The sequence below is a fragment of the Micromonospora taraxaci genome (genome assembly GCF_007830095.1).
Taxonomy (GTDB): Bacteria; Actinomycetota; Actinomycetes; order Mycobacteriales; family Micromonosporaceae; genus Micromonospora; species Micromonospora taraxaci.
The window spans coordinates 2206946-2220040 of the sequence record NZ_VIWZ01000001.1; the positions used below are offsets into that span (position 1 = coordinate 2206946).

The following is a 13095-nucleotide window of genomic DNA, read 5'->3' on the forward strand; positions in this document are numbered from 1 at the left end:
ACCTGAGTGACGACAGGAGGCCCGGTGGCTCAGCCGTACGCGGATATGACACAGCCGTACCCGCACAGCCCGCAGGCGTCCCCGATGCCCGACCCCCGCCCACCCGCCCAGGGCCTCTACGACCCCGCGCAGGAGCACGACGCCTGCGGTGTGGCGTTCGTGGCGGACCTGCACGGCCGGCGTTCACACGCGGTCGTCGCCAACGGGCTCGGCGCCCTGTGTCGACTGGACCATCGCGGCGCCCGAGGCGCGGAGCAGAACACCGGCGACGGCGCGGGCATCATGATCCAGGTCCCCGACGCGTTCCTGCGCGCGGTGGCCGACATCGCGCTTCCCCCGGCCGGTCAGTACGCGACGGGGCTGGTCTTCTTCCCCGACGACGACGCCGCCGAGGCGCGTGCCCGGCGGGTGGTCGAGAAGTACGCGCTGGTGGAGGGCGCCGACCTGCTCGGCTGGCGGGACGTGCCGATCGACAGCAGCGACCTTGGCGAGACGGCCCTGGCGGCGATGCCCCGGGTTCGACAGCTCTTCCTGGCCGCGCGACGGCTCACCGACGCGCCCGAGGGGCCGGCCGGTTCGCCGCTGCACGGCATCGAGCTGGACCGAGTGGCGTTCAGCCTGCGCAAACAAGCCGAACGGGAGACCGCCGAGCGGGGCGTCCCGGCATACTTCCCGTCGCTGTCCAGCCGCACCATGGTCTACAAGGGAATGCTCACCCCCGACCAGTTGCCGGCGTTCTACCCGGATCTGCGTGACGAGCGGATCGACAGCGCGATCGCGTTGGTGCACTCCCGCTTCTCCACCAACACGTTCCCGTCCTGGCCGCTGGCGCACCCGTACCGCTTCATCGCCCACAACGGCGAGATCAACACGATCCGGGGCAACCGCAACTGGATGCAGGCTCGGGAGGCGCTGCTGCGCTCGCCGAACGTGCCGGGCAACATCCGGCGGGTCTTCCCGGTGTGCACGCCCGGCGCCTCCGACTCGGCGAACTTCGACGAGGTCCTTGAGCTGCTGCACCTTGCGGGGCGGAGCCTGCCGCACGCGGTGCTCATGATGATCCCCGAGGCGTGGGAGAACGACCCCGGCATGGAGCCGGCCAAGCGCGCCTTCTACCGCTTTCACGCCAGCCTGATGGAGCCGTGGGACGGTCCCGCGTCGGTGGCCTTCACCGACGGCGAGATCGTCGGTGCGGTGCTGGACCGCAACGGGCTGCGCCCGGGGCGCTGGTGGCAGACGGACGACGGCCTCGTCGTGCTCGGTTCCGAGGCGGGCGTGCTCGACCTCGACCCGGCCCACGTGGTCGCCAAGGGCCGACTCCAGCCGGGCAAGATGTTCCTGGTCGACACCGTCGCCGGTCGGATCGTGCACGACGAGGAGATCAAGTCCGAGTTGGCCGCCGCCCAGCCCTACGCCGAGTGGCTGCACGCCGGGCTGATCGAGCTGGGTGACCTGCCGGCCCGCGAGCACACCGTCTACACCCACGACTCGGTACGCCGGCGGCAGCAGACCTTCGGCTACACCGAGGAGGAGCTGAAGATCCTGCTCGGGCCGATGGCCCGCACCGGCGCCGAGCCGCTCGGTTCGATGGGTACGGACACTCCGATCTCGCCGCTGTCCACCCGGCCGCGGCTGCTCTACGACTACTTCCACCAACTCTTCGCCCAGGTCACCAACCCGCCGCTGGATGCCATCCGCGAAGAGCTGGTGACCAGCCTGGCGTCGACGATCGGGCCGGAGGGCAACCTGCTCGACCCGGGCGCGGCGAGCTGCCGGCAGATCGTGCTGCCGCACCCGATCATCGACAACGACGAGCTGGCGAAGATCCTCTCCATCGACGAGGACGGCGACCTGCCCGGCTTCAAGGCGGTCCGGGTCTCCGGGCTGTACCGGATCCGGGAGGGCGCCGCCGGGATCAAGGCGCGGCTGACCGAGATCTGTCGGCACGTCTCCGAGGCGATCGAGGACGGCGTGCGGATCCTGGTGCTCTCCGACCGGGATTCCAACGCCGACCTGGCGCCGATCCCGTCGCTGCTGCTCACCGCCGCCGTGCACCAGCACCTGGTGCGCGAGCAGACGCGTACCCAGGCGGCGTTGATCGTGGAGTCCGGCGACTGTCGGGAGGTGCACCACGCGGCCGTCCTGATCGGTTACGGGGCGGCGGCGGTCAACCCGTACCTGGCGTTCGAGTCGGTGGAGGATCTGATCTCCACCGGTGCGCTGGCCGGCGTCGAGCCGGCTGCCGCTGTGCGCAACTACGCCAAGGCGCTCGGCAAGGGCGTCCTGAAGATCATGTCGAAGATGGGCATCTCGACGGTCTCCTCGTACTGCGGGGCGCAGGTCTTCGAGGCGGTCGGCCTCGACAGCCGGCTCGTCGAGCGGTACTTCCGGGGCACCCCCAGCCGGATCGGCGGGGTGGGCCTCGCCGGCGTGCACGCCGAGGTGGCTGCCCGGCACGCGCTGGCCTGGCCGTCGGCGGGCACCGCCGCCTCCGACCGGCTCGAGGTCGGTGGCGAGTACCAGTGGCGTCGCGAGGGTGAGCTGCACCTGTTCAACCCGGAGACGGTCTTCCTGTTGCAGCACGCCACCCGGAGTCGGCAGTACGACGTCTTCCGGGAGTACACCGCGAAGGTCGACGCGCTCGCCGCGCAGGCCGGTTCGTTGCGCGGGCTGTTCACCCTGCGTACCGGGGTCCGCCCGGCGGTGCCGATCGAGGAGGTCGAGCCGGCCTCCGAGATCGTCAAGCGGTTCGCGACCGGCGCCATGTCGTACGGGTCGATCTCCGCCGAGGCACACGAGACACTCGCCATCGCGATGAACCGTCTCGGCGGCAAGTCCAACACCGGTGAGGGCGGCGAGGACGTCGAGCGCCTGCACGACCCGGCCCGCCGCTCGGCGGTCAAGCAGATCGCCAGCGGTCGCTTCGGTGTGACCAGCGAATACCTGGTCAACGCGGACGACCTCCAGATCAAGATGGCCCAGGGCGCGAAGCCGGGCGAGGGCGGTCAGCTGCCCGGCAACAAGGTCTGGCCGTGGATCGCCCGGACCCGGCACGCCACTCCCGGCGTCGGTCTGATCTCCCCACCGCCGCACCACGACATCTACTCCATCGAGGACCTGGCCCAGCTCGTCCACGACCTGAAGTGCGTCAACCCGGCAGCCCGGGTGCACGTCAAGCTGGTCAGCGAGGTCGGCGTCGGCACCGTCGCCGCCGGGGTGGCGAAGCTCAAGGCGGACGTCATCCTGATCTCCGGCCACGACGGCGGCACGGGCGCGTCCCCGATGAACTCGCTCAAGCACGCCGGTACGCCGTGGGAGCTGGGGCTGGCCGAGGCGCAGCAGACGCTGTTGCTCAACAAGCTGCGCGACCGGGTCACCGTTCAGGTCGACGGCCAGCTCAAGACCGGCCGGGACGTGCTGGTCGCGGCGCTGCTCGGCGCGGAGGAGTTCGGTTTCGCGACAGCGCCGCTTATCGTCGCCGGTTGCGTGATGATGCGGGTCTGCCACCTGGACACCTGCCCGGTCGGCATCGCCACCCAGAATCCGGTACTGCGTGAGCGGTTCACCGGCACCCCGGAGTTCGTGGAGAACTTCTTCCTCTTCCTCGCCGAGGAGGTCCGGGGCTACCTGGCGGAGCTGGGTCTCCGGTCCATCGAGGAGGCGATCGGGCAGGCAGAGCTGCTCGACGTGGCCCCGGCTCTGACGCACTGGAAGGCGCACGGGTTGGACCTGGCGCCCGTTCTGCACCTGCCGGAGCTGCCCGCCGGTGCGGCCCGACGCGGGGTGCGCGCCCAGGACCACGGCCTGGAGCAGGCCCTGGACAACGAGCTGATCGCGTTGGCCCGTCCAGCGTTGTCCGACGGGGCGCCGGTGCGCGTCGAGGTGGCGGTGCGCAACGAGCACCGCAGCGTCGGCGCGATGCTCGGCGGGGAGGTCACCCGTCGCTTCGGCGGTGCCGGGCTCCCGGACGACACCATCGAGTTCGTGCTGAACGGCACGGCCGGGCAGTCGTTCGGCGCGTTCCTGCCGCGTGGGGTGACCCTGCGGCTGCACGGCGACGCCAACGACTACGTGGGCAAGGGTCTTTCCGGTGGGCGGGTCGTCGTCCGTCCGGACGCCGCCGCCCCGTTCCTCGACCCCGACGCCGCGCCGGGGCAGCGGGCCGAGGACCAGATCATCGCCGGCAACACCATCCTGTACGGAGCCACGGCGGGCGAGGTCTTCCTGCGTGGCCGGGTGGGGGAGCGGTTCGCGGTGCGCAACTCCGGCGCGGTCGCCGTGGTCGAGGGTGTCGGCGACCACGGTTGCGAGTACATGACCGGTGGCACTGTGGTGGTGCTCGGCGCGACCGGCCGTAACTTCGCGGCCGGCATGTCCGGCGGCACGGCGTACGTGCACCACCTGGACCATGCGCGGGTCAACACCGAGCTGGTGGACCTGGCGCCGCTGGGTGAGCAGGAGCAGGCGCTGCTGCACGAGTTGGTGCAGCGGCACGTGGCCGAGACCGGGTCGGCGGTCGCCGAGGAGCTGCTCAAGCGCTGGCCGGAGGCGGTGGCCGAGTTCACCGCTGTGGTACCCCGCGACTACCGCCGGGTGCTGGAGATCATGCGGGCCGCCGAAGCCGCCGGCCGCGACGTCGACGACGCGGTCATGACAGAACTGACCGCACCCGCTGTGCCGGCGATGCCGGCGCCGCCCGCCCCGCGGGTGGCGGCCCAGGAGGTGGCACGTGCCTGACCCGAACGGTTTCCTGCGCTACGACCGGCGACTGCCGGCCCGCCGTCCGGTGTCGGTGCGGATCAGCGACTGGCGTGAGGTCTACCCGCCGGCCGGCGAGGAGCTGGTCCGTGAGCAGGCCACGCGATGCATGGACTGCGGCATCCCGTTCTGCCACGACGGCTGCCCGCTGGGCAACCGCATCCCGGACTGGAACGACCTGGTGCGTACCGGCAACTGGGATGCCGCGGTGGAGTCGCTGCACGCCACCAACAACTTCCCGGAGTTCACCGGTCGGCTCTGTCCGGCGCCCTGCGAGGCGGCCTGCGTGCTCGGTATCCCCGGTGGTCAGCCGGTGACCATCAAGCAGGTCGAGGTGGAGATCGCCGACGCCGCCGCCGCGCGTGGGTTCACCCCCCGCCCGGTGCCGGCGCCGTCCGGCCGGTCGGTCGCAGTCGTCGGCTCCGGGCCCGCCGGCCTCGCCGCCGCCCAGCAGTTGGCTCGCGCCGGTCACGCGGTGACGGTGTACGAGCGGGACGACGCGATCGGTGGTCTGCTCCGGTACGGCATCCCCGACTTCAAGTTGGAGAAGCGGCACATCGACGCCCGGTTGGCCCAGCTCGCCGCCGAGGGGGTGCGCTTCCGCACCGGCGTGAACGTCGGGGTGGACGTCACCGCCGAGCAGTTGCGCGCCGAGCACGACGCGGTGCTGTTGGCCTGCGGCGCGTTGCAGGGCCGGGACACTCCGGAGACCCCGGGGCGGGCGCTTCGGGGCGTACACCAGGCGATGGCGCACCTGGTCGCGGCGAATCGCGCGGTCGCCACCGCGGCCACCGACCAGGCCGGCGTCGTGACCACCGGCGAGCGCCGGCTGGCGCGGGCGGTGCTGCCGGACGGCACTCCGATCGACGCTGCCGGCAAGCACGTGGTGATCATCGGTGGTGGGGACACCGCCGCCGACTGCCTCGGCGTCGCCCATCGCCAGGGCGCTGCGGGCGTGCACCAGCTCGACCTGTACCCGCAGCCGCCGCAGGAGCGCGACGAGGCACGGGACCCGTGGCCGACCTGGCCGTGGATCCTGCGCAGCTACCCGGCGCACGAGGAGGGCGGCGAGCGGGTCTTCGCCGCTGCGGTGCAGGAGTTCGTGGACGACGGCACCGGCCAGGTGCGTGCGGTTCGGATCGCCGAGGTGACCGTCGAGAAGCGCGACGGCCGGCGCATCGTGACGGTGGTGCCGGGCTCCGAGCGGGAGCTTCCGGCGGATCTGGTGCTGCTGGCGATCGGTTTCGAGGGCACCGAGCAGCAGCCGCTGCTGGCGCAGTTCGGGGTGACCCGCAACCCGCGGGGCGCTGTCGACGCCCGCGACGACTGGCAGACCGACGCCGACGGGGTGTTCGTCGCGGGTGACATGCACCGGGGCGCTTCGCTGATCGTCTGGGCCATCGCCGAGGGTCGTGCGGCGGCCGCCGCCATCCACGCCTACCTCGGCGGTGCCGGTGTGCTGCCGGCCCCGGTCGGCCCGGCCGCGCAGGCTCTCGCCGCTCGCTGACAGATTGGGTCGTCCGGCCGGTGCGGCAGGCTGCTGCCGCACCGGCCGGGCATTCCCGCTGGTGAAGCCGCTCACAAATGTGGGCAAACAGGTTTAAGGCGGCAAGACTTGTCGGCTGCCGAACCGCGCCGCGATCGGCCTGAATGATCATGCCGCCGATCGCTGGAGGTTCGTCGTGGCCACGGGTGCCACCTTCGCCGCGCTGCGCCATCGCAACTACCGCATCTGGGCGCTCGCCGGGTTCGTCTCCGTCATCGGCACCTGGATGCAGGTCCTCGGGGTCAACTGGTACGTCCTGAAGGAGACCGGTTCGGCGACGTCCATGGGGTTCGCCGTGCTGCTCCAGGCGGCACCGACACTGCTGCTCAGCGTCTGGGGCGGTGTACTGGCCGACCGCCTGCCGGCCCGCCCGCTGCTGATCACCTCCCAGGTGGCCCACGCGGCGCTCGCCGCCGGGCTGGGCGCGGTCGCCCTGACCGGTTTCGGCGGCCTACCGCTGATCTTCGCGATCTCCCTGGCCACCGGTGCCGTCTCGGCCATCGAGGGCCCGGTGATGGGCCGCTGGGCCTCCACCCTCGTCGACCGGGAGACCCTCGGCAACGCCCTGGCGCTCGGGTCGCTCTCCAACTCCGCCGGCCGCATCCTCGGCATGAGCCTCGGCGCCGTCGTGGTGGCCGCCGTCGGCCCCGCCCTGCTGTTCGGCATCAACGCGGCGAGCTTCGCCGCCGTGGTGGTGGCGCTGTTCGCCGTCCGCCCGGGGGCCGTGGCCGGCGTGGCGGTGACCGCCGCCGGCGCGACCCGCAGCGGCGTGCGGGCCGGGTTCGCCTACCTGCGCGGGCAGCCGGTGCTGCTCCTCGCGCTCGCCCTGTCGTTCGTGCTCGGCAGTCTGGGCCGCAACTACCAGGTGACGATGGCGGCGATGAGCGACGGCCCGCTGAACGCCGGCGCGTCCGGCTACGGCGTCCTGTCGACGGTGTTCGCGGTCGGAACGGTGGTCGGCGCCCTCGTCGCGGCCCGTCGCCGTTCCCTGGGGTACGGAACGCTCGTCGTCGCCGGCCTGCTCGCCAGCGGTTTGCAGATCGTCGCCGGCCTCGCACCGGGGACCGTGAGCTTCGCAGCGGTGATCCTGCCGATCGCCGCCGCGGCGGTGGTCATCGACACCACGGTCGGTACCCGCGCCCAACTCGACACCGACGCCGCGATGCGGGGTCGGGTGCTCGCCGCGCTGGCGGTCACCGGCTCGGTCTCCGCCGCGGTCGGTGCCCCGCTGCTCGGCTGGCTCGCCGAGTACGCCGGGCCGCGCCAGACGCTCGTCCTGGCCGGGACCGCCGCGACGATCGCCACGGTCGCGGCGGCCGTCGCCCTGGACCGTCAGCACGCCCGCACGGCGACCCTCGCGCTGGTCACGCCCCGGCCGCGCCATCCGGTACGACGGGTGGCGTTCCGGGCCGCCCGCATCGTCCGTCCCGCCGGGGCGGTGTGTGTGATAGCGCCGGCCGGTCCCGGCGAGATCCGGTTGGGCGCGGTCCGGCTCCCGGAGCTGGCCACCGCCGGGTCGGTGGCCCGCCGCTGAGACAGCGGTCACCCCCGGTGGCACGCGCACGGGGCAGGGCGGCACGAAGATCGTCGTTACGCTCCGATCATGGACATCGAGGAGCGGCTACGACGGACCCGTCGGTGGCTGTGGATCGTGCTGATCGGGCTCTTCCTGAGCGGTGCCACCGCCTTTCCGCTGGAGATCGAGGTGCGCTGGTTGCTGCGCGCGCTGGACCCGCTCTCCGACCAACTGCCCGCCCTGGTCGCCTGGATCGAGCGGGTGCACACCGGGCTCGTGACAGCCGGCGACGACTACCCGTTCCTGCTGTACGGCACCGACTGGCTGGCCTTCGCCCACCTGGTGCTGGCGGTGGCGTTCTGGGGGCCACTGCGTGACCCGGTGCGCAACGTCTGGGTGGTGCAGGTCGGCATGATCGCCTGCGCGGGCATCGTCCCGCTGGCGCTGATCTGCGGGCCGATCCGGGACATCCCCTGGTTCTGGACGCTCGTCGACCTGTCCTTCGCGGTCGGGGCGTTCCCACCCCTCTGGTTCGCCTACCGGCACATCCGCGCGGTCGAGGCGAGCACGGCTACGGCGACGGGTGTGCCAGCGACTGCGTGATCAGGTCTCGCCAGGTCCTCGGCCGGGTGGATGACGACCTCGGCGGTCCCTGTAGACCTGCCCCAGATGTGGGGCGCCGTCATCGCCCCATATCCGGGGCAGGTCTACAGGCACGCACCGAAGTGGTCGGTCCTCGGTCCGGGTCGCGGGAGAGCAGCGGGATGCCGGGCAGTGGCGACCCGGAAAGGGCCCGCCGCAGGGGCGACGGGCCCTTCCGGTCCACACCGGATCCTCAGTGCGACATCAGGTCATGCGCCTCGCGGATCTTGGCCCAGGACTTCGGCTCGGCCGGCGGGGCGGCCTTGCGGGCGGCGCTGGCCACGTCGGGGCGGCCTGCGGTGAAGAGCCAGGTGGTGAACAGGTCGTCCAGGTCCAGCCCGGAGATCCGCTCGGCCAGCGCCTGGAACTGCGCGATCGTGCCGTTGCCGTACCGGTGCTCGGTGGCCCAGGCCGGCAGGATCTCGAAGAACGCGTCGTCGCCGACGGCCAGCCGGAGCTGGTGCAACGTCATCGCGCCCCGGTCGTAGACCGCGTTGTCGAAGATCCGGCCGGCACCCGGGTCACCGGGCAGCACCTGCCAGAACTCGTCGTCGGCCGGGTAGCTGGCGTAGGTGAAGTCGAACACCTCCTGCGCGGTGCCCTCACCCTGCTCCTCCGACCACAGCCACTCGGCGTACGAGGCGAAACCCTCGTTGAGCCAGATGTGTCGCCACTCGGCCACCGAGACCGAGTCGCCGAACCACTGGTGGGCGTTCTCGTGCACCACCACGTACGTGTTGGCACCGCGCCGCCAGAAGCCCGGCCCGTACACCGGTCGGGTCTGCGTCTCCAGGGCGAAGCTGATGCCGTCGACCGGACCGGCCACGCCACCCTGCGCCTCGAACGGGTACGGCCCGAAGATCCCGCCGCACCAGTCGACGATCTCGGCGGTCCGCTCGATGCTGGCACGCGCGGCCGGCCCGAGGGCGCCCAGTGAGGTGCTGTACGCGTTGACCACCGGCTGGCCGCCCGGGGTGGTGTCGGTGACGATGTCGTACTGGCCGATGGCCATGAAGGCCAGGTAGGTGGCCGTGGGGGAGGTGGTCCGCCAGATCCAGCGCGTGCGGTTGCCGGCCTCGGCCGCCGGGGGCCTCGGCTGCACACCGTTGCTGATCACCTCGACGCCGGTGGGCACCGACACCGAGATGTCGAACGTGGCCTTGTCCAGGGGGTGGTCGTTGCTGGGGAACCACCACCACGCCGACTCGGGCTCGTTGACGGCGAGCGCGCCGTCGTCGGTCCGCGTCCAGCCGGTGTAGCCGCCGACCAGGGTCTCCGACGGGATACCGGAGTAACGCACCACGATGGTGAGCTGCTGGCCCCGGGTCACCGTGCGGGCCGGGGTGACCACCAACTCGTGGACACCGGCGGTGCTGGTGGTCGCCGCCCAGCCGTTGACCCGGACCGACTCGACGTCGAGCAGGAAGTCCAGATTGAACGTCGAGAGGTCCTGAGTGGCGGTGGCGAGGATGGTGGTGGTGCCGGTGAGCAGGTCGGTGGCCGGGTCGTAGCGCAGCCGGACGTCGTAGTGCTCGACGTCGTAGCCGCCGTTGCCGTAGTCGGGGAAGTAGGTGTCGCCCAGGCCGGACGCGCCGGGTTGCGGCGCGGCCGTGACGATCGGCCGGCCCCAGCCCGCCGGGGCCGCCTGGCCGGGGGTGCCGGCGAGCACGGTGCCGGCGGTGGTGAGGGTCAGGGCGGCGGTGGCCGCCGTGAGTGCTCGTCGCACGAGGTGGACTCCCTCCATCGGGTGTTCGCCACGCCAACCTAATCGACAACTGTGAACGTCGCCGGCCCGCGACACCCCCGATCGGCGTCGATCTCTGGTGCGTCTTGCTCCACAAGGTCACACTGTGTGGATCGGAGGTGACGCGTGCGGCGGTCCGAGGTGCCCAAGCGGGAGTTGATCGGTCAGCGGCAGGCCGCGGGCGGTCGGGACCGGCTGCCAGCCGGCGGGCTGGAGTTCTTCGCGCTGCTCGCCCGGCTGCTGCGGCGGCCCCGTCGCGGCGACCGCCGGCTGCCGCTGCTCTGGCTGGTCCGCTCGGACACGTCGGACCTGATGACGCCGCTGCGCCGATTCCTCGGACAGGGTCCCCGGCGGCGGGTGCCGCACGCCGTGCTGGACGCCGACGCGCCGCCGGGTGCCGGGGACGTGTCAGCGCTGCTGCGCGAGCTGCACCGGCAGCTCTCCCTGGAGGCGTTCGGCGCCGCCCGGCTGCGCTTTCGGCACTACCCGCTCGCCGACTGGCTGATGCACCAGAGCCTCACCTTCGGCGTCGACGGCGACGACAGCCGCGCGGCCCTGGTACGCCGGTTGCGCGACCGCCGGGGCCCGCGCGCTCCCGAAGCGCCGCCCAGCGGCGGTGACGCGGTCAGCATCGTCTCGCAGCTGCTGCTCTGGCTGGTCCGCCGCGCCGTGCCGGGGGTGGTCTTCCGGGCCGCCGTCTCCGGCCGGGTGCCGGTGCTCGGGCGGCACTACACCTGGTTCATGCGCCAGCAGTACCTCGCGCCTCGGCAGTCGGTCACGTTCCTCGGCTTCGCCGAGCGCCTCACCGCCGGGTGGCGTGACGGCGAGCAACCCGACCAGGTCAACAAGCTGCTGTTGCACGCGTTCCTGGAGGACCTGCGGCAGGCGTACCGGCGTCGGCCGTGGCGCCCGTCGGACTGGCGGCGCACCGCGTACCCGGTGCTGTTGATCGACCACGTCGCGCCCGGCAACGTCGGCGGTGAACTGGTGCGCCTGGTCGGCGACGTCCGCACCGAGACCGGCCGCAACGACCCGCTGCTCATCGTCGTGTCCGGCGGGCAACCACCGCCGGAGCTGCCCGAGCCGCATCCGCTGACCGAGGCCGACGAGGCGTACGACGAGTGGACCGAGGCGCTGCCGGAGATGCGGCGGCTGCGCCGCCCGGCCGCCTGGCTCGTGGCGTTGCGTCCCGACGACACCGACACCGGCCCGCCGTCGCGGGGCAGCGTCCGGCCGTTCTCCGCGCCCGATCCGCCCTGGTGGTCGAGGCGTTTCCTGCCGGCGGCGCTCTGCCTGGTGCTGGTCGCGGCGCTGGGTGTCTGGGCGGGCAGCCGGTGGGGGCCGGGCTGCCACCCGTCGTTGACCGGCGGCCGGGTGTCGGTCGAGGTGGTCGCCAGCGGCGAGTGCGTCGGCTACAGCGACAGTGCCGCGCAGGTGTTCAACAACGACCCCGGCCAGGACGGGCTGCGGACCATCCAGGAGCGGATCTTCGCGCAGAACCGCGCCGCCGAGGAGGTCTGGCAGCGCAGCGACCGACGCCGGCCCTTCCTGACCCTGGTCTACCTGGGCACCCTGACCGGCAACCGGACCCGCGCCGACGAGGAGTCCTACGTCTCCGAGCGCGAGGAGCTCGAAGGCATGGCCACCGCCCAGTACGCGTTGCTGAAGGAGTCGGCCGGCGCCGACGGTGCCGCGCTGCTGCGGATCGTGGTGGCCAACGGTGGCCGGCAGATGATCTACGCGGACCGGGCCGTGTCGATGCTGGCCGAGCTGGCCTCGGACGACCCCACTGTGGTCGGGGTGGTCGGTCTGGTGGAGAGCCGGACGAGCACCGCCCGAGCGCTGCGCGAGCTGAACAAGGTCGGGCTGCCGGTGCTGGCGCCCACGCTCTCCGCCGACCGGATGGACGCGAACTCCCGCCTCTACCTGCAGATCTCCGCGCCCAACACCGACCAGGTGGAGATGGTCGACGCGTACGCCCAACAGGTGCTGAAGGTCAACGAGGCGCACGTCTACTACACGACGCTGGAGGGCAGCACGCTCACCGAGGACCTGTACGTGGGCACGCTCGTCGACGGGCTCCGGCAACGGTTCGGTCCCCGGATGACGCGCCTCGAAGAGTGGCGCACCGGTGAGCGGCTGACCGACGAGTGCGGCTACCCCGGCCTGCTCTTCTACGCGGGCCGCTGGACGGAGTTCGACGGTTTCCTGCGGGCGTTGCGCGAGTGCGGCGGCAACCCGCCCCGGCATCTCGTCGCCGACGACTCGGTCAACCGCTACATGGCCAATCCCGGGCTGCGCGCCGCAGCCCCCGGCAACCTGCCCGTCACGTACGTCTCCAAGGCCTCCCTGGCCACCTGCGCCGCGCTGCGGGCCGCCCAGGAGCGACGTGACGACGACGCGCGGGCCAGCTTCCTGTCCTGGATCCAGGCCGACGACCTGCTCGACCCGCCGCGTTGCCGGCCGGAGACCGGGCACCAGGTCGGCGAGCGGGTCAGCCTCGCCTACGACGCGGCGATGATGATGATCCGAGCGGTGGAGAGCCTCGCCGCCCGCCTGCACCACGCCGACCCGCGCCAGCGGTGGGAGCCGACGTCGGTCAATCCGGTCGCCGTGCACGCGGAGGTGCTCCGGCAGAACGCCGGCCAGGGGTACCGGGGGGTGGCCGGGCTGATCCGGTTCACGCCCGAGTCAGGCGAGCCGGTCGACAAACGGCTGGCCCTGCTGCGGGTGGAGCAGGTGCCCGACGTGGCCACGGCGCCGGTGGAGGTGTTCCGCTGCGGCCTTGCCGACACCGCCGACCCGGTGCCGTGCGGGCCCACGTGACAGACCCGGCGTGACACGTCCTGGCAGGACTGTCCGGGTGCCACCGGCGTCCGTTAGGGTTCC

Annotated in this window: 6 protein-coding genes; 5 read left to right on the forward strand and 1 reads right to left on the reverse strand. The window is 72.3% G+C overall.

The window, feature by feature from the left end; translation table 11 throughout:
* Positions 1 to 45 precede the first annotated feature (45 nt).
* The 4 genes from gltB to FHU34_RS10495 all read left to right on the forward strand — a co-directional run bounded on the left by gltB (position 46) and on the right by FHU34_RS10495 (position 8423).
* Positions 46 to 4737, forward strand: coding sequence for a glutamate synthase large subunit (gltB, locus tag FHU34_RS10480; RefSeq protein WP_145785530.1), 4692 nt, complete (start codon positions 46 to 48; stop codon positions 4735 to 4737).
* Complete coding sequence (locus tag FHU34_RS10485) at positions 4730 to 6265, forward strand: glutamate synthase subunit beta (RefSeq protein ID WP_145779774.1); 1536 nt, start codon at positions 4730 to 4732, stop codon at positions 6263 to 6265. Before gltB ends, FHU34_RS10485 begins: the two co-directional genes overlap by 8 nt.
* A gap of 175 nt (positions 6266 to 6440) precedes the next feature.
* Positions 6441 to 7838: an MFS transporter gene (locus FHU34_RS10490; RefSeq protein WP_145779775.1), complete on the forward strand. Its 1398-nt coding sequence runs from the start codon at positions 6441 to 6443 to the stop codon at positions 7836 to 7838.
* 69 nt (positions 7839 to 7907) lie between these two features.
* On the forward strand, positions 7908 to 8423 hold the full coding sequence (locus tag FHU34_RS10495) for a hypothetical protein (protein WP_145779776.1): 516 nt from the start codon (positions 7908 to 7910) through the stop codon (positions 8421 to 8423).
* 232 nt (positions 8424 to 8655) lie between these two features.
* On the opposite strand, the gene FHU34_RS10500 is transcribed toward FHU34_RS10495, so the two are convergent.
* A complete protein-coding gene (locus FHU34_RS10500) occupies positions 8656 to 10206 on the reverse strand; it encodes a M1 family metallopeptidase (RefSeq protein WP_425280522.1) in 1551 nt (516 codons plus the stop codon).
* A gap of 126 nt (positions 10207 to 10332) precedes the next feature.
* Here FHU34_RS10500 and FHU34_RS10505 point away from each other — a divergent pair, with 126 nt between their 5' ends.
* Positions 10333 to 13032, forward strand: coding sequence for a type 1 periplasmic-binding domain-containing protein (locus tag FHU34_RS10505; protein ID WP_244311606.1), 2700 nt, complete (start codon positions 10333 to 10335; stop codon positions 13030 to 13032).
* The last annotated feature ends 63 nt before the right edge of the window (positions 13033 to 13095 follow it).